The 16,155-nt window shown below is 72.5% G+C and carries 15 protein-coding genes and 1 riboswitch; of the genes, 4 read left to right on the plus strand and 11 right to left on the minus strand.

Translation table 11 applies throughout. The features are described from left to right. The first annotated feature begins 28 nt into the window (after window positions 1-28). Window positions 29-156: riboswitch (TPP riboswitch) on the plus strand. Between the two features lie 66 nt (window positions 157-222). From thiO to MTDSW087_RS17960, 4 genes are all read left to right on the plus strand, one after another. Continuing rightward, a complete protein-coding gene (gene thiO, locus MTDSW087_RS17945) occupies window positions 223-1,449 on the plus strand; it encodes a glycine oxidase ThiO (RefSeq protein WP_186383891.1) in 1,227 nt (408 codons plus the stop codon). Continuing rightward, window positions 1,446-1,658 carry a sulfur carrier protein ThiS gene (gene thiS / locus MTDSW087_RS17950; RefSeq protein WP_144766209.1) on the plus strand — a complete coding sequence of 71 codons (213 nt, stop codon included), beginning with the start codon at window positions 1,446-1,448 and terminating at the stop codon, window positions 1,656-1,658. The genes thiO and thiS overlap by 4 nt, the downstream gene beginning before the upstream one ends. A gap of 2 nt (window positions 1,659-1,660) precedes the next feature. Continuing rightward, window positions 1,661-2,467: a thiazole synthase gene (thiG, locus tag MTDSW087_RS17955; protein WP_144766211.1), complete on the plus strand. Its 807-nt coding sequence runs from the start codon at window positions 1,661-1,663 to the stop codon at window positions 2,465-2,467. Window positions 2,468-2,833: 366 nt separating this feature from the next. Then, window positions 2,834-3,493, plus strand: coding sequence for a thiamine phosphate synthase (locus MTDSW087_RS17960; protein WP_144766213.1), 660 nt, complete (start codon window positions 2,834-2,836; stop codon window positions 3,491-3,493). A gap of 714 nt (window positions 3,494-4,207) precedes the next feature. Here MTDSW087_RS17960 and MTDSW087_RS17965 read toward each other — a convergent pair. The 11 genes from MTDSW087_RS17965 to MTDSW087_RS18015 all read right to left on the minus strand — a co-directional run bounded on the left by MTDSW087_RS17965 (window position 4,208) and on the right by MTDSW087_RS18015 (window position 16,071). Then, window positions 4,208-4,591, minus strand: a complete 384-nt coding sequence (locus MTDSW087_RS17965; RefSeq protein WP_144766215.1) for a Rieske (2Fe-2S) protein — start codon at window positions 4,589-4,591, stop codon at window positions 4,208-4,210. Beyond that, the gene (locus MTDSW087_RS17970; protein ID WP_144766217.1) at window positions 4,563-5,267 is read right to left on the minus strand and encodes an ABC transporter ATP-binding protein; all 705 of its coding nucleotides are present in this window, start codon (window positions 5,265-5,267) and stop codon (window positions 4,563-4,565) included. Before MTDSW087_RS17970 ends, MTDSW087_RS17965 begins: the two co-directional genes overlap by 29 nt. Next, a complete protein-coding gene (locus MTDSW087_RS17975; RefSeq protein WP_144766219.1) occupies window positions 5,260-6,075 on the minus strand; it encodes an ABC transporter ATP-binding protein in 816 nt (271 codons plus the stop codon). Before MTDSW087_RS17975 ends, MTDSW087_RS17970 begins: the two co-directional genes overlap by 8 nt. Then, the gene (locus MTDSW087_RS17980) at window positions 6,072-7,109 is read right to left on the minus strand and encodes a branched-chain amino acid ABC transporter permease (protein WP_144766229.1); all 1,038 of its coding nucleotides are present in this window, start codon (window positions 7,107-7,109) and stop codon (window positions 6,072-6,074) included. The genes MTDSW087_RS17975 and MTDSW087_RS17980 overlap by 4 nt, the downstream gene beginning before the upstream one ends. Further along, window positions 7,106-7,978: a branched-chain amino acid ABC transporter permease gene (locus MTDSW087_RS17985; RefSeq protein WP_144766231.1), complete on the minus strand. Its 873-nt coding sequence runs from the start codon at window positions 7,976-7,978 to the stop codon at window positions 7,106-7,108. The genes MTDSW087_RS17980 and MTDSW087_RS17985 overlap by 4 nt, the downstream gene beginning before the upstream one ends. 313 nt (window positions 7,979-8,291) lie before the next feature. After that, window positions 8,292-9,440: an ABC transporter substrate-binding protein gene (locus MTDSW087_RS17990; protein WP_144766233.1), complete on the minus strand. Its 1,149-nt coding sequence runs from the start codon at window positions 9,438-9,440 to the stop codon at window positions 8,292-8,294. Window positions 9,441-9,485: 45 nt separating this feature from the next. After that, the gene (locus MTDSW087_RS17995; protein WP_144766235.1) at window positions 9,486-10,700 is read right to left on the minus strand and encodes a xanthine dehydrogenase family Fe-S subunit; all 1,215 of its coding nucleotides are present in this window, start codon (window positions 10,698-10,700) and stop codon (window positions 9,486-9,488) included. Further along, window positions 10,697-11,563 (minus strand): FAD binding domain-containing protein, encoded by an 867-nt coding sequence (locus MTDSW087_RS18000; RefSeq protein WP_144766237.1) that lies wholly within the window; start codon window positions 11,561-11,563, stop codon window positions 10,697-10,699. Before MTDSW087_RS18000 ends, MTDSW087_RS17995 begins: the two co-directional genes overlap by 4 nt. Then, window positions 11,560-13,914 carry a xanthine dehydrogenase family protein molybdopterin-binding subunit gene (locus MTDSW087_RS18005; protein ID WP_144766239.1) on the minus strand — a complete coding sequence of 785 codons (2,355 nt, stop codon included), beginning with the start codon at window positions 13,912-13,914 and terminating at the stop codon, window positions 11,560-11,562. Before MTDSW087_RS18005 ends, MTDSW087_RS18000 begins: the two co-directional genes overlap by 4 nt. Next, a complete protein-coding gene (locus MTDSW087_RS18010) occupies window positions 13,911-14,777 on the minus strand; it encodes an alpha/beta hydrolase (RefSeq protein WP_144766241.1) in 867 nt (288 codons plus the stop codon). The genes MTDSW087_RS18005 and MTDSW087_RS18010 overlap by 4 nt, the downstream gene beginning before the upstream one ends. A gap of 10 nt (window positions 14,778-14,787) precedes the next feature. Further along, a complete protein-coding gene (locus MTDSW087_RS18015; RefSeq protein WP_144766243.1) occupies window positions 14,788-16,071 on the minus strand; it encodes an amidohydrolase/deacetylase family metallohydrolase in 1,284 nt (427 codons plus the stop codon). Window positions 16,072-16,155: the final 84 nt, after the last annotated feature.

Raw genomic sequence — 16,155 nt, forward strand, 5'->3', positions numbered from 1 at the left:
CCTCGCGCCCGGCCGGGTCCACATCTCGGCCTGTTCCAGGGAGATCCCCGGCAAGGGGCTGAGAAACCGCTGGCACGCTCTTCGAGCATGCGGCGCGGAAATCCTTCGAACCTGATCCGGCTCATACCGGCGTAGGGATTGGACCGCGGGCTCCGCAACGGAGCCACAGCTTCTCCGAAGCAAGGCCATCGATCCCTGCGGGCAGACGCGGAGATCTCGAGCGTGGCAACGAGCGCGGCATCCTGGCCCGCCTCCCCCATCGGACAACGGCGCGGCCTCGGCGAAGCGGCGGCCGGCCTTGCCCTCCCCCAGCGCGCGGACGTGGCGATCGTCGGCGGCGGCCTGATCGGTCTCGCCGGCGCCTGGCGCCTCGCCCAGGCCGGGCTCTCGGTGGTCGTGGTGGAGCGCGACACGGTGGGCGCGGGCGCGAGCCTCGCCGCCACCGGCATGCTGGCGCCGGCGGCCGAGCACGAGCCTGGCTCCGACCTGCTCCTGCCGCTCGCCCTCGACTCGCTGGGGCGCTGGCCGGGCTTCCGCGACGACCTCCAGGCCGTGTCCGGCATCGGGATCGACTACCGGGAGGACGGCACCCTGGTCCTCGCCATCGGCCGCGACGAGGTCGACCGCCTGCGCTTCCGCTACGACCTGCAGCGCCGCTCGGGCGTCGCCGCGGAATGGCTCTCCGGCACGGAGGTCCGCCGCCGCGAGCCGACGCTCCGCCCCTCCGTCACCGCGGGCGTGCTCTGCCCGCTCGACCATCAGGTCGACCCGCGCCTCGTGATGGCGGCCCTCGCCGCCGCCTGCCGCGCGGCAGGCGTGACGGTCGTCGAGGATTGCGCCGCCACCGGGCTCGACTGGACCAACGGCCGCGTCACCGGGCTTCACACCGCGCGCGGCACCGTCGCGGCGGGCACCGTGGTGCTGGCGAGCGGCGCCTGGAGCGGCGAGCGCGGCCTCTTGCCCGACCATCTCGCCCTGCCGGTGCGCCCGCTCAAGGGCCAGTCGATCGCCCTGCGCACCACGCGCCAGACCGGCACGCTCTCGCAGATGGTCTGGACCGAGCAGGTGCATATGGCGCCGAAGGGCGACGGGCACCTCATCGTCGGCGCGACGGTGGAGGATTGCGGCTTCCGGCCCGGCGTCACCGCGGGCGGGCTCTATGCTCTTCTCGAAGGCGCGCGCCGCGTGCTGCCCGGCATCGAGGAGATGGCGGTCGAGGCGGTGTGGAGCGGCTACCGCCCCACATCGGACGACGACGCGCCGATCATCGACACCCTGGCCCCGGGCCTCGTCGCCGCAACCGGACATCATCGCAACGGCTACCTCCTGGCGCCCGTCACCGCGGACGCGGTGGCGACGCTGCTGACCACGGGCGCGCTTCCCGACGTGGCGCGCCCCTTCACCCTGGCGCGCTTCCGGCGCGAGGAGACCACGAGGGCCTCCGCATGAACCTGCTGATCAACGGCGAGCCCCGAACCGCCGAGGCCGACACCGTCGAGGCCCTGTTCCGGGCCGAAGCCGAGGAGACGGGCATCGAGAGCCCGGAGGGCATCGCCATCGCCTTGAACGGGCGCGTCGTGCGCCGCCGCGACTGGGCCGGGACGCCCGTCAGCGAGGGCGACCGCGTCGAGATCGTCCGCGCCATGCAAGGAGGTTGAGCATGAGCGACACGCAGATTGTCACGCCGCTCCGCGCGGATGCCGAGGACACCCTGGAGATCGCGGGCGTGCGGCTCGCCTCGCGCCTGTTCATCGGCAGTGCCGGCTATCCGAGCCAGGCGATCCTGCGCGACGCGGTCCAGGCGAGCGGCGCCGATATCGTCACCGCCTCGATCCGACGGGTTTCGCTGCAGGGCCACGGCTCGGACACGGTGCGCATCCTCAAGGGCAAGCGCTTCCTGCCGAACACCGCCGGCTGCGAGACGGCGCGGGACGCGATCATGACGGCCGAGCTCGCCCGCGAGGCGCTCGACACCAACTGGATCAAGGTCGAGGTGATCGGCGACCGCGAGACGCTCTATCCGGACGTGGCCGAGCTGATCGAGGCCTGCCGCCACCTCGTGGACGACGGCTTCGTGGTGCTGCCCTATTGCAACGACGACCCGATCGTCTGCCAGCGGCTGGAGGATATCGGCTGCGCCGCGGTGATGCCGATGGGCTCGTTGATCGGCTCGGGCATGGGCGTGGCGAACCCCGCCAATCTCGAGCTGATCTGCCGCCGGGCCAAGGTGCCGGTCGTGGTCGATGCCGGGATCGGCACGGCCTCGGACGCGGTGATCGCGATGGAGCTCGGCGCCTCGGCCTGCCTGATCAACACGGCGGTGGCCAAGGCCGACGACCCCGTCCGCATGGCCCGCGCCATGCGCCGCGCGGTGGAGGCCGGCCGCGACGCGTACCTCGCCGGGCGCATCCCCCGCCGCGGCCGGGCCGAACCGTCGAGCCCGCAGCTCGGGCTGGTCGGCTCGTAGCGCGCGCTCTCGAGGCGGCATTGGTCCGACGCAAGGATGCGCGTCGGACCAGGACGATGCCTCCTCGGATGACCCTGGGGTAGAATACCGGGATCGGAAACCGGCCCTCCGGGGGCGGCGTTTGGTAGCAGAGGCCTTGAGGACGCTCACGCTTTCGTGAAACAGCGGGCCATGCCCGCATGCGCCCCGCCGGCCAGGGAACCGGTCCGGCACCGGCGGCATGTCCGAGCGGGGAGCCTGTCCGTGCAAGGACCGTCCACATAAGGACTTTCCGCGCAGGGGCTTGGAGCCGCAGCCATCCGCCGAGGGGAATGCCGGTCCGTGAACGAGAGCGAGCCAGAACAGCGGGCGCGATCCGCGTCCCGCATGGCGGTCGGGCGCCGCTCCGGCCTCCCCGGCCCCCTCCTCCTCGTCACCGACCGGCTCGGTCATCTCCGGAACGACCAGGCCCTGCCGCTCGTCGAGACGGTGGCGGCCTTCCTCGATGCGGGCGGGTCCTGGGTCTGGTTCCGCGACCGCGACCTGCCGCCGGACGAGCGGCGGCGCCTCGGCGAGCGCGTCGCGGAGCGCGTCTTCGCGGAGGGCGGCACGCTCACGGTCGGCGGCGACATCGACCTCGCCGCGCAGCTCGGCGCGGATGGGGTGCATCTCGCCGGCAACCAGGCCGACCGGATCGGGCAGGCGCGCGAGCGGCTCGGCGATGGGGCGCTCATCGGCATCTCCGCCCACGGCGCCGCGGAGCTGGCCGCGACGGCAGCCCAGGGGGCCGATTACGCCACCCTCAGCCCGATCTTCGCGAGCGCGAGCAAGCCGGGCTACGGCCCTCCCCTCGGCCTGGAGGCGATCCGAGCGGCTGCCGCGACGGGGCTGCCGGTGGTGGCGCTCGGCGGCATCGCGGCCGATACGGCCGGAGCCTGCCGCGCGGCGGGCGCCGCGGCCTGCGCCGTGATGGGCGCCCTGACGGCGGCCGCCGATCCCGCTGCCGAGACCCGGCTTCTGCTGACGGCCTGGCACGGGGCGCGATAGCGCGGACGCCCGGCCCCGATCCCGCCCCGCCGGGATGAGGTCTCCCACCCGCCGCATGAGGCCTCCATGCGCCTTCGGCTCCGCGCGCCTGGTGACGCCGGAGGCTTGGCCGGAGAGGGAGACGCGGGACGCCGCGGACCCCTGAACTGATTTGCGCAAACCCCGGCTCCCCGGCGTCCCGCGGATGAGAGAGGCGTCCGGCCCGGTCTCCCCCGATTTGAGCGTCGCGGTTTCTTGGATCCCCGCCTGCATCGACCCCGACCTCGGATGGCCTGGTATCGGGGTTGGTCCCGCGACGCGGTGCGTCCCCCATCCCAGCCTCGTCCTCGGCAGACGTAACGTGTCCTGCACCCGGCCTCGTATTGGGCCCGGCATCGGTTCCTCGACCTGCAGGCCGGACTGTCGGCGCTGTCCCGTGTTCGTCCGGGCTGGCGCCGAGAACGGCCCTGTGTCGCGCAGAGGCGCCCGGGGCACCGGCTGACCGGCCGGCGACGCGGGAACCGCCGCGCTGTCCTGGTCCTTGCCGGCGGTCATCCGGCTCGGGCTCCCTGCTCACGGCGCGGCGGGTTGCAGGACCCGTCGCGCCGCGGGACAGCGCGTGGGGAGCTGCGTACGTGTTTTGTTCTCGCACGTCAAGCTTATTGTCATAGACTGGGCCCGCTCTCCTCTCCGTTGCGGGGGGGCCCAGGGGTGGGGATGGGGCAGGAATGAGCCTCACGGTGCACCCGCCCCTCCGTCGGCATCCTCCATCTGCGATGGCGTGATCCAGAGCCCATCCTCCGCCACCTCCACCGGGACCACATGCAGGGGCCGGAACGACCAGCCCGGCGAAACCGCGCCGGTGTCGAGGTCGAAGGAGGCGAGGTGCCGGGGGCAGAGCAACCGGCCGGCGGCGCAGCGGCCGAGGGCGAGGTCGGCGCCCTCGTGCGGGCAGGCCCGCTCCGCCGCGACGAGCCCGTTCCCGTGGCGGACGAGGACCAGATGGAGCCCGCCCGCGGCGACCGGCATCAGGTCGCGGTCGCCGAGGAGGTCGGGCGGCCCGAGGCGGATCCGGGCCGGCCGGGCCGCCTCAGCCGCCGAGATAGGCTTCCCGCACATGCGGATCGGCGATGAGGGCATGGCCCGTACCCTCCAGCACGATCCGGCCGGTCTCGATCAGGTAGGCGTGGTCGCAGAGTTCCAGGGCCGCGAAGGCGTTCTGCTCGACGAGCAGCACGGTGGTGCCCGCGTCGCAGATCGCGCGGATCACCGCGAACATGCGCTCGACGATGTTCGGGGCGAGGCCGAGCGAGGGCTCGTCGAAGAGGACGAGCTTCGGGCGCGCCATCAGGGCCCGGCCGATCGCGAGCATCTGCTGCTCGCCGCCCGACAGGGTGCCGGCGGCCTGGTGGCGCCGCTCGGCGAGGCGCGGGAACTCGCCGTAGATGCGTTCCAGGTCGGCGGCGATGCCGGCCCGGTCGCGGCGCAGATAGGCGCCCATGGCGAGGTTCTCGGCGACGCTCATCTGTGGGAAGACGCGCCGCCCCTCCGGGCAATGGGCGATGCCGGCGGCGAGGATGCGGCGGGGCTCGGCGCCCGCGATGTCGCGGCCCTCGAACCGGATCGCGCCGGAGCGGGCGGGCACGAGGCCGGAGATCGCCCGGAGCGCCGTCGACTTGCCGGCGCCGTTCGCGCCGACGAGGGCGACGAGCTGGCCCTCGCGCACGTCGATGCTGAGGCCCTTGAGCGCGGTGACGTGGCCGTAGCCGCAGACGAGGTCGCGGATCTCAAGCATGGGCAGCCTCCTGAACCTCCGCGGCGGCCCGGCGCGCGGCGCTGCCCTGGCCGAGATAGGCCGCGATCACCGCCGGATCGCTGCGGATCCGCTCCGGCGGCCCCTCGGCGATCAGGCGGCCGTAATTGAGCACGACGATGCGGTCGGAGACCTCCATCACCATCGGCATGTCGTGCTCGACGAGCAGGATGGTGACGCCCCGCTCCCGGATCTGCCGGATCAGCCGCACGAAGACCCGCGTCTCCGAGGCGTTCATCCCCGAGACCGGCTCGTCGAGGAGGAGCATGGCGGGCTCGGTGGCGAGCGCCAGGGCGACCCCGACGAGGCGCTGCTCGCCATAGGCGAGCGAGCCGGCCTTCTCCTGCGCCCGCGCCGAGAGGCCGACCCAGTCGAGCAGCGCCTCGGCGCGCTCCCGCAGCCGCCGCTCGCTCGCCCCCGCCCGGCCGAGGAGCGCGTCGAGGATCGGCGCGCGGCTGAGGGCGGCGCCCTGGCGGTGCAGGCCGATCATCACGTTGTCGAACACCGTGTCGTCGGGGAAGACGCTGGTGCGCTGGAAGGTGCGGGCGAGGCCGAGCCGCGTGATCTCGTGCGGCTGGAGACCCTTGAGGCCGGTGCCGCGGAAGCGGACCTCGCCCTGGCTCGGCTTGAGGAAGCCCGTCATCACGTTGAAGGCGGTGGTCTTGCCCGCCCCGTTCGGGCCGATCAGGCTGACGATCTCGCCCTGCGCCACGTCGAAATGCAGGTCGGCGATGGCGACGAGGCCGCCGAAGCGCACGCCGACATGCTCGACCGAGAGGATCGCGCTCATCGCTGCACCATGGGGCTGGCTTCGAGGACGGGGACGGCGCGGACCGGCCGGCGCCGGGCGAGCAGCGCGGAGACACCCGGCACGATGCCGCGGGGCATCACGAACAGGATCAGGATCAGCACGACCCCGTAGACGATCCACTGCGCCTCCGGGGCCATGACCGGTCGCAGGGCGACGGGCAGCAGCCCGAAGATCAGGCCGCCGACGACGGGGCCCATCAGCGTGCCCTTGCCGCCCGCCACCACCATGATGACCATGCTGACGGTGGTGGTGAAGGCGAACACGTCGGGATCGATGATGCGCAGGTAATGCGCGTAGAGGCTGCCCGCCGCCCCCGCCATCGCCGCCGAGATCACCGCCGCGACGGTGAGGGTGCGGGTGGCGTTGATGCCGACCGAGAGCGCGAGCGACTCGTTCTCCTTGAGGCCCCGCATGGCCCGGCCGAAGCGCGAGCCGACGAGGCGGGCGATCACGAGGTAGCAGAGCGTGCCGATCGCGAGGACGAGGTAGTAGTTCTGCAGCTTGGTCTTCAGCGTCCAGGCGCCGAGGCCGGGCAGCCCCAAGGTGAGCGCCGGGATGTTGGTGAGCGCCAGCGGCCCCTGCGTCAGCTCCACCCAGTTGAGGGCGACGAGCCGCACGACCTCGGCGAAGGAGATCGTCACGATCACGAAATAGGCGCCGCGCACCCGGAAGGAGAGGCGCCCGATCAGGTAGCCGCAGGCGCCCGCGACGAGGGTCGCGAGCAGGAGCCCGAGAGCCGCCGGCCAGGGCTCGTGCACCACGCGCAGGCCGAAGCCGATCTCCACCTCGAAGCCGAGGCTCGTGAGCGCGCTGACATAGGCGCCGATGCCGAAGAAGGCGATGTGGCCGAGGCTGAGCTGCCCGGTGAAGCCGAGGAGCAGGTTCAGGCTCATCGCGCCGATCGTCACGATGCCCGTCACGATCAGCGCGTTGAGGAGGTAGGGGTTCGCGCCGAGCGCCAACGGCAGGGCGACGAGGGCGGCGAGCAGCGCCAGGGGGAGGAGCCGGCTCATCCGATGCGCTCCGCCTTCGCGAACAGGCCGGTCGGCTTGTAGAGCAGCACGGCGATGATGATCAGGAAGCCCATCGCGTCGCGGTAGCCGGAGGAGACGTAGCCGGCCCCGAGCTCCTCGGCGAGGGCCAGGATGAAGCCGCCGATCGCCGCCCCGGTGACGTTGCCGAGCCCGCCGAGGATGACGATGGCGAAGGCCTTGAGTTCGGCGAGCCCGCCCATCTGCGGGAACACCACGTAGACCGGCCCGAGCAGCGCGCCGGCCGCGGCGGCGAGCGAGGAGCCGAGCGCGAAGGTCGCGGTGTAGATGAGCCGCACGTTGACGCCCATCAGCGCCGCCGTATCCGAATCCTGGAAGGCGGCACGCATGGCGAGCCCGAGCTTCGTCCGGTTGATCAGCGCGTAGGTCAGCCCGATCAGGCCGAGCGCAGCGCCGAGCACGAACAGGCGCAGCCAGGAGACCGAGACCGGGCCGACCTGCAGCGGCGCCTCGGGGAAGGGCGAGGGAATCGCCTTGGCGACGCCGCCGAAGATCCAGAGCGTGCCCGATTGCAGGGCGATGCCGGCGCCGATCATCACCAGCATGGTGGTGTCGATGTCCGAGCCCCGGAACGGCCGCAGCAGCAGCACCTCGATCGCCGCCCCGAAGACGAGGCCGCCAAGGATCGCCACCGGCAGCGCCAGGAAGAAGTTCAGCCCGAGCGCGGCGACGGCGAGATACATGAGATAGGCGCCCACCGTGTAGAGCGCGCCGTGGGTGAAGTTCACCACGTTCATGATCCCGAAGATCAGGGTCAGCCCGATCCCGAGGAGCGCGTAGGTGCCGCCCAGGATGAGCGTGTTCACGAGGTGCTGGATCAACTGGTCCATGGGCGGCCCCGGGTTTCATGGATCGGCGTGGTGGGATTGCGTGGGCTTTTCCCTCGCCCCTCTGCGGGAGGTGTGCTGCGCGCAGGGCTCGCACGGGATCCGCGACGCGCCCCCTCTCCCGTGCGGGAGAGGGATGGGGTGAGGGATGAGAAGTGTCTGGATTGGTCGCGGCGGCGAGGCGGCTCCCTTCGAGCCCCTTCCGGCGCGTTCTCGACCCTCACCCTGTCCCTCTCCCGAACGGGAGAGGGGACCCGCGCCTCATCCGGCACTGGCGCACCCAACGGCGCAGAGTGGAGAGGGCGGTCGCTTGGCCTCACAGCGTCGGCACGACGACGCGGCCGTCCTTGATCTCGATGAGGTAGACGTCGGGCTTGCTCTGGCCGCTCTCCTTGCCGGCGGGGCCGGACTTGGCGAAGCGGATCGGACCGTTGAGCCCGGTGAAGTCCACCGACCAGAGGGCCTTGGTGATGGCGGCGGACTCGGCCTTGCCGGCCTTCTCGATGGCTTGCGCGATCGTCCGGATGCCGTCGTAGCCGCGGAAGCTCTCGGTGACGCCGGCGAACTCGAAGCCGCGCTTCTTCCACTCGCCGATGAAGTAGGCGGTCGCCGTCGGGTTCGGCGTCTTCTCGGGGATCCAGGGCAGGAAGGTGGTGAGGTGCAGCGTGCCGTCGGCGGCCGAGCCCGCCTGGGCGATGATCTGGTCGGGGTTCTGCGATCCGCCGGTGGTGATGACGCGCTTCTTCATGCCGAGGGCGGCCATCTGCTTGAACAGCAGCACGAGCTGGTCGACGGCGCTCGTGATCATGATCGTGTCGCTGTCGGAGGCCTTCAGCTTGGCGAGCTGGGCGCTCATGTCCTGCGCGCCCTGGTCCATGGTCTCGACCATGCCGACCTGGACGCCCTTGTCCTTCAGCATCTTGCCGAAATCGGCCGCGGCGCCGCGGCCGAAATCGTTGTTCAGCACCAGGAAGTCGACCTTCTTCAGCCCAAGCTTGGCCACCATCGGCGCGAAGGTCTCGGCTTCCAGCGCCGAGGGCGGCGAGATGCGGAAGACGAACGGGTTGCCCGAGGTGGTGATCTTGCCCGACGAGGAGGTCTCGACCAGCATCGGCACCTCGTAATCGGCGAGCTTGGGCATCACTGCGAGCGTCAGGCTGGAGCCCCAGGCGCCCATCATCACCGGGGTCTTGTCGCTGGTGATCAGCTTCTCGGCGACCGCGGCGGCCTCGGTGGGATTGCTCTTGTTGTCCTCGATCACGAGCTCGATCTTGCGGCCGAGGACGCCGCCCTTGGCGTTGATCTCGTCGGCCGCGATTCTGGCGCCGTTCACGACATAGGTGCCCGACGCGGCGAAGGGCCCGGTCAGGGGCTCGTTGACGCCGATGCGGATGGCATCCGCCCGCGCGCCCGTGACTGTCAGCGCCAGCAGGATCGCGGTGGTGAGGGTGAACCGGGCGGGCATTCTCGGGTCTCCGTGGGGTTAAGGCGAACGGGGCGGGGTGACGGGTCAGGCGCGGCCGAGCCAGGCCGCGATGCGGGCGCGGACCAGGGCGAAGGCCAGGCGAAGGGGGTTGAGGCCGGTGGGGGCCGGCGCCGCGGCGCCCGAGAGGCGGGCGTCGAGGTTGCGCGCGAAGTCCGCCGCGATGCGGCCGGCGAGGTCGCGCACGAGGCCCGGACGGCCGAACTGGGCGAGCGGCCCGGTGAGCGTGTAGCCCACGTCGAGTTCGACCCGCGCCGTGCCGGGGGCCGCGCCGGGGCCGACCCGGTAGCGGATCTCGCCCTCGGTGGCCGAGCGCCCGCCCGCATCGCTGCCGGCGCCGTGGACGCGGCCGCTCAGGCTGGCCTCGTCGCGGGCGATGCGGGCGCGCCCGCGGAAGGTTGCCGCGATCGGCCCGATCCGCACCTGGAGACCGCCCTCCACCGTATCGGGCGCGGGCCGCCCGGCGAGCACGGCGCCGGGCAGGCAGGCGGCCACCGCCTCGATATCGGCGAAGCGCGCGAAGACCGCCTCGGGCGGATGGGCGAGCTCGATCCCTTGCGTGAAGCGGTGGGCCGGCGCGAAGGTCCCGTCGAGATCCGCCGACGCCACCGGCACGGCCGGGACCGGCCGGGACATCGGGGCCGCGGCGACGGCTTCCGCGATCGTCTCGCCGATCCCTTGGCCGATTCCGGCGCCGACCGGCCCGAGGGCCCGCCCCTCCCCCGTCTGGGCCGCGATGCCGCGGGCGCGGCGGTCCGCAATCACGCGCGTCACCGCCCGCACGATGCCGGCATAGCCGGTGCAGCGGCAGAGATTGCCGGAGAGGCCGACGCGGATCCGGCGCTCGTCTGCCTCGGGCAGGCGCAGCACGAGATCGCGCGCGGCCACCAGCATGCCCGGCGTACAGTAGCCGCATTGCAGGGCGTGCTCGCGGTTGAAGGCCGCGCGCAGCTCCGCGGCGACCTCGTCGTGATCGAGCCCCTCGACCGTGGTGACGGCGGCGCCGGCACAGGCGCCCGCGAAGGTGAGGCAGGCCCGGGCCGGCTCGCCGTCGAGGAGGATCGTGCAGGCGCCGCAGACGCCGTGCTCGCAGCCGAGATGGGTGCCGGTGAGGTTCAGACCCTCGCGCAGCACGTCGCCGAGATGGCTGCGCGGCTCGGCCTCGACCCGCAGGGGGCGGCCGTTCACCGTCAGCGCGAGGGCCATGCGGCCGGCCTCGGGGTCCGCCAGTGCGGCGCTCATGCGGCCTCCGGAAGCGGCAGGGGATTCGGCCGGGCCGCCTGCGCCACGGCGCGGGCGAGCACGGTGACGTGGACGTGGCGCTCGACGGCGTCGGCCATGCCGGCAGCACGCAGTGCGGCATCCGCGGCGGCGGGGTCGAAGCGCTCGGCGAAGTCGGCGCCGATCCGGCCGCCGAAGAGCGGGCGGGCATCGGCGAGGAGCACGGGCGGCCCCTCGACGGCGCCGATCACCGCGCGGCCCCGGCCAGCCCCGGGCTCGATGCGCACGGCGCCGATGGCGTGGGCGAACTCGCCGATCTTGGCGCAGTGCTTGACGTAGCCCCAGGCGGTCCCGTCGGGCAAAGCCGGTATCCGGACGGCGAGCAGGATCTCGCCGGGCTCCAGCGCGACCTCCAGCGCCCCGGTGACGAAGCGCTCGAGCGGCAGGGTGCGCCGGCCGTTCCGGCCCGCGATCTCGACGGCGGCGCCGAGCGCGGTGAGCGCGTTCACCCAGTCGGCGGCCGGATCGGCATGGACGAGGCTGCCGCCGATGGTGCCGCGGTTGCGCACCGGCCGGTAGGCGATGGCCGAGGCCACCCGCTGGAGGGCGCCGCCGGTGAGATCGGGCACGCGCCCGTCCTCGATGTCGGCATGGGTCACGCAGGCGCCGAGCACCAGGGTCTCGCCCTCGACGCGGGCCTGACGCAGCTCCGGGATGCCGGTGATGTCGAGGACGAGGTCCGGCTCGACGAGGCGCAGGTTGAGCATCGGGCCGAGGGACTGGCCGCCGGCGATCAGCTTCACGCTGCCGGGCGCTGTGGCGACGCGTTCGAGCAGGGCCGCGAGGTTCGCCGGGCGCTCCCAGGCGAAGGGGGCGGGCTTCATGCGGCCTCCCGCGCCTGCTGGGGGCCCGTGCGGGCGGCGAGCACCGCCTCCACGATGCGCCGCGGGGTGACGGGCGAATGCAGCATCTCGACGCCGAGGGCTCCGAGCGCGTCGTTGATCGCGTTGGCGAGCGCGGCCGGCGGGGCGATGGCGCCCCCTTCCCCGATCCCCTTCTGGCCGAAGCGCGTGTAGGGCGAGGGCGTCTCCATGTGGTCGATGCGCGCCATCGGCACCTCGGCCGGGCCGGGCAGCAGGTAGTCGGCGAAGGTCGAGGCCAGCGGCTGGCCGCGCGCGTCGAAGCGCATCTCCTCGAACAGCGCCGTGCCGACGCCTTGCGCGAGGCCGCCATAGATCTGGCCGTCCACCACGAGGGGGTTCACCAGGGTGCCGCCATCCTCGACGATGACGTAGTCGAGGATCTCCACCGCCCCGAGATCGGGATCGACCGCCACCACGGCCGCGTGCGCCGCGTAGGAGAAGGTGCCGGAATCGCGCACGGGCTTGTAGCCGGCGGTGACTTCGAGGCCGCCGGGATCGGTGTCGGGCGCGAGATCCTGCGGGCGCCGGTACCAGGTGCGGGCGATCGCTTCGAGCGGCACATCGCCGGACGGCCCGACCACATGGCCGCCTTCGAAGCGGCATTCCTCGGGCCGCGCCTGGAGCAAATGCGCGCCGATCCGCACGGCGCGGTCGCGCAGCGCCTCGCAGGCCGCCGCCACCGCGCCGCCGGCCATCACCATCACGCGCGAGCCCCAGGAGCCGGTGGAATAGGGCGTCATCGCCGTATCGCCGTGGACGAGGCGGGTGCGGGCGACCGGCACGCCGAGGATCTCGTGCGCGACCTGGGCGAGCGTCGTCTCCAGGCCCTGGCCGTGCGAGTGGGCGCCGACCCGAAGCTCCAGCCCGCCATCCGGGGTGAGGCGGGCGGAAACCTGCTCGTGGCCCGGCACCATCGGGATGCCCCAGCCCGAATAGACCGAGGTGCCGTGCGCCGCCTGCTCGCAGTAGATCGACAGACCGAGGCCGATGCGGCGGCCGTCCGGCTCGCCCGCCCGCTGGCGGGCGCGCACGGCCTCCACGTCGATGGAGGCCAGGGCACGGGCCAGCGCCTGCGGGTAGTCACCGCTGTCGAAATGCTTCCGCGTGATGTTCTCGAACGGCATCTGCTCGGGCCGAACGAGGTTCTTCTCGCGCACCACCTCCGGTGGGAGGCCGGCTTCGCGGGCGACCGCGTCGAGCACCAGTTCGAGGGCGAAGCAGACGCCGGTGCGGGCGACGCCGCGATAGGGCAGGATCGGACACTTGTTGGTCGCGACCGACCAGGTGCGGCAGCGATAGCTCGGGAAATCGTAGGGCCCGGGCAGAATGCTCGCGACCTGCGCGGCTTCCAGGCAGGCCGAGAACGGGTAGGCCGAGTAGGCGCCGGAATCGACGGTCGCCTCGCAATCGATGCCGCGCAAAGTGCCGTCGCGCTCGGCATAGGCGGTGATGCGGTAATGGTGCTCGCGGCAATTGGCGTTGGCGGTCAGGTGCTCGCGCCGATCCTCCAGCCAGCGGACCGGATGGCCGCAGCGGAGCGCCAGCCAGCAGAGCGCCACGTCCTCGGCGAGCAGGATCGCCTTGTAGCCGAAGCCGCCGCCGACATCGGGCGAGACGATGCGGATGCGACCCTGCTCCAGCCCCAGGCATTCCGAGAGGCCGTTGCGCACGATGTGCGGCATCTGGGTCGCCGTGTGGACGACGAGCTGGTCGAGGCGGTGATCGAGCTGCACCACGGTGCCGCGGCCCTCGATCGGGGCCATGCATTGCCGGCCGGTGGAGATGGTGCGGCTCACCTGGATCGGCGCGTCGAAGGCGGCGGCGATGTCCACATCGACGAGCGTCTCCAGGAAGACGTTGTCGCCCCAATGCTCGTGGACGAGGGCGGAGCCGGGCTCGCGGGCGGCGAGCATGTCGTGGATTGCCGGAAGCTCCTCCAGGTCGAGGACCACGGACGCCGCGATGTCCTCGGCCTCGGCTCGGGTCGGCGCGAGGCACATCGCCACCAACTCGCCGACCTGGCGGACCTTGCCCGTGGCCAGAACCGGCTGCTCCGAGACCTTGAAGCCGGGCAGCCCCGAGACCGCCCGGATCGGCAGGACGCCGTCGAGGCCGGCGGCGGTGAAGACGCGGTCGCGATAGGCCTCCGGCACGTGGATCGCGCGGATGCGGGCATGGGCCAGCGGGCTGCGCACGAAGGCGACGTCCTGCATTCCGGGCAGGCGGATGTCGCCGACATACTGGCCGCGCCCGCGCATCAGGCGGTCGTCCTCCTTGCGGGGCAGGCGCGCCCCGACGCCCTCCGCGCTCATCGCGCATCCTCCAGGAGCGCCTGGGCGGCCCGCACCAGCATCCCGTCCGGCCGGCGGAACCCGTTCAGGATCGAGAAGTGGTCTGCGCCCGGCACCGGCATGAGGATGCCCGGCGCATGGGCGGCGCTGCGCAGGGCGTGGAGGTTGCGCCCGTCATGGACGAGGGCCGGCAGCTCCCGGCTGCCATAGGCGATGGCCAGCGGCTTCGGGATCACCGGCAGGCGCAGCGGCGAGAGCGTCGCGATCTCGGCATCGGTCAGCGCGAGCTTGTCGTTCAGGTAGGTGTCGCGGATCGGGGCGAGGTCGTAGACGCCGGAGATCGCGAGACCCGCCGCCACGGCGGGGTGGCCGAGATGGAAGGCGGCGAGCTGCGCGCCGGCCGACCAGCCCGAGAGCACGATCTTCCCGCCGATGCCGTGCTCCGGCCCGTGCGCGGCGAGCCAGTCGAGGGCAGCGCCGATCTCGGCCACGATCCCTGCGAGGCTCGCCTCCGGCGCCAGGGTGTAGCCCGGCATCGCCACGGACCAGCCGGCGGCGTTCAAGCCCTCCGCGAAACAGGCGAAGTCGGCGCGCGCGTTGCGCTGCCAGTAGCCGCCATGGACGAAGACGAGGCAGGGCGCCCGCGGGTCCGCCGCCGGGTAGAGGTCGAAGGCGGCGCGCTCGGCCCCGGCATAGGGGATGTCGAGCCCCGCCGGATGCGCGGCCCGGTACTCCGCGGAAGCCGCGTTGCGGGCGGCGACCTGCGCCGCGCTGTCGGGGACGCCGGCATTGTTGTCGTAGGCGGCGCCCCGTGCCGCCCGGTCGAGGTCCGCCCAGCGGCGGCGGGGATCCGGCGGCGTCGGATCGTCGAGAATGAAGGGCATGCCCGCCTCCTCAGGCCGCGATCGCCTGGGGGAGGATCGGCGAATCGGCCTCGAAGCGCTTGCCGGCGCGCAGGCAGAAGGCGGGGCGGAGCAGGCGCTCGGCCACCACCTTCGTGTCCTCGTTGTCGCGCAGGAGGAAGCGGCCGCGGTCGTCGTGCAGCACCGAGACGTCCGCCGCGAAGCCGACCTTGAGGGCGCCGAGCTGATCGCTCATGCGCAGCATCGCGGCCGGGTGCGTGGTCACCATCGGCACCACGTCCTCCAGCGGGATGCCGAGCGCCATCATCGAGCTCATCGCCTGGGTGAGGCTGAAGCGGGCCTGGCCGAGGAAGGGGTGGTTCTCGTCGTCGTGGTGCTCGTCCGGCGTGCCGGCGGGCTGGGGCGCCTCGGGCACCTCGGTGTTGTAGCCGTGCATGTCGGCGCCGAGCGTGTAGGGGATCACGCCGGCCGGCAGCGAGGCGCGGGCCACGCGGTAGGAGAAGTGGCTGCCGTGGCCGACATCGACCTTCAGCCCCGCATCCATCGCGGCGCGGATGATGTGGTGGACCTCGCCCTCCTCGTTGATGAAGCCGCCCGGATGCCGGGTGAAGGGATGGGCCAGCACGTCGCCGGGACGCAGCAGCGGGATCACCCGCTCCATGATGGTGTCGGCATCCTCGCCGTTGGCGCCCGATTCCGGCAGGCCCCAGAGCTGGCCGAAATGCACGTAGAGCGGCAGGTCCGCCCGCCGGCTGATCTCGGCGGCCATCTCCATGACCTTGATGCCCCAGCGGGCGAAGCCGCCGATCTCGGCATGGCCCTTGATGCCGCGCACGAGGTCGCGGTTCTCGACCGCCGACTTCACCGTCGCGTCGATGTCGACGCCGTCCGGGCTGTAGAGGTTCGGGTAGAAATGCCCTTCGAGGCCGCCGACGAGATAGGCCGAGAGGAAGGCCAGCACCCGCGTCTGCGAGCGCTCGGCGATGAAGTGGCGGAAGCCCGGCAGCGTCATGCAGGATGGGCCGCCCTGGTCCACCACCGTTGTGACGCCCGAGCGCACGCCGACCATGTCCGGGTTCAGGCCGAAGCGGCCGGTGACGTATTGATAGACGTGGGAATGGGTATCGATCATGCCGGGCAGCACCAGCTTGCCCGAGACGTCGACCACCTCGGCCGCGGCGGAGGGCAGGATTGCCTCCTTCACCGCGGCGATGCGCCCGTCCTTCACCGCCACGTCGCGGATGCCGTCGATGCCGGAGGCGGGGCAGATGACGCGCCCACCGCGCAGGACCAGATCGTAGCGGCGATTGTCCATCTCTCGACCTCGTGATCTCTGCCGGAACGGTCCGGCCCGGTTCGTGCGAACCGCGCTCTCGACAAAAACGCAGTGTGCTTCGCA

The organism is Methylobacterium dankookense, from assembly GCF_902141855.1.
GTDB classification, from domain to species: Bacteria; Pseudomonadota; Alphaproteobacteria; order Rhizobiales; family Beijerinckiaceae; genus Methylobacterium; species Methylobacterium dankookense.

Coding starts and splice junctions, on each gene's coding strand:
- MTDSW087_RS17985 (WP_144766231.1), bottom strand. CDS start 7,978: ATGGACCAGTTGATCCAGCACCTCGTGAACACGCTCATCCTGGGCGGC.
- MTDSW087_RS17975 (WP_144766219.1), bottom strand. CDS start 6,075: ATGAGCGCGATCCTCTCGGTCGAGCATGTCGGCGTGCGCTTCGGCGGC.
- MTDSW087_RS17980 (WP_144766229.1), bottom strand. CDS start 7,109: ATGAGCCGGCTCCTCCCCCTGGCGCTGCTCGCCGCCCTCGTCGCCCTG.
- thiS (WP_144766209.1), top strand. CDS start 1,446: ATGAACCTGCTGATCAACGGCGAGCCCCGAACCGCCGAGGCCGACACC.
- MTDSW087_RS17970 (WP_144766217.1), bottom strand. CDS start 5,267: ATGCTTGAGATCCGCGACCTCGTCTGCGGCTACGGCCACGTCACCGCG.
- thiG (WP_144766211.1), top strand. CDS start 1,661: ATGAGCGACACGCAGATTGTCACGCCGCTCCGCGCGGATGCCGAGGAC.
- MTDSW087_RS18010 (WP_144766241.1), bottom strand. CDS start 14,777: ATGCCCTTCATTCTCGACGATCCGACGCCGCCGGATCCCCGCCGCCGC.
- MTDSW087_RS17960 (WP_144766213.1), top strand. CDS start 2,834: ATGGCGGTCGGGCGCCGCTCCGGCCTCCCCGGCCCCCTCCTCCTCGTC.
- MTDSW087_RS18000 (WP_144766237.1), bottom strand. CDS start 11,563: ATGAAGCCCGCCCCCTTCGCCTGGGAGCGCCCGGCGAACCTCGCGGCC.
- MTDSW087_RS17990 (WP_144766233.1), bottom strand. CDS start 9,440: ATGCCCGCCCGGTTCACCCTCACCACCGCGATCCTGCTGGCGCTGACA.
- MTDSW087_RS18005 (WP_144766239.1), bottom strand. CDS start 13,914: ATGAGCGCGGAGGGCGTCGGGGCGCGCCTGCCCCGCAAGGAGGACGAC.
- MTDSW087_RS17965 (WP_144766215.1), bottom strand. CDS start 4,591: ATGTGCGGGAAGCCTATCTCGGCGGCTGAGGCGGCCCGGCCGGCCCGG.
- MTDSW087_RS18015 (WP_144766243.1), bottom strand. CDS start 16,071: ATGGACAATCGCCGCTACGATCTGGTCCTGCGCGGTGGGCGCGTCATC.
- MTDSW087_RS17995 (WP_144766235.1), bottom strand. CDS start 10,700: ATGAGCGCCGCACTGGCGGACCCCGAGGCCGGCCGCATGGCCCTCGCG.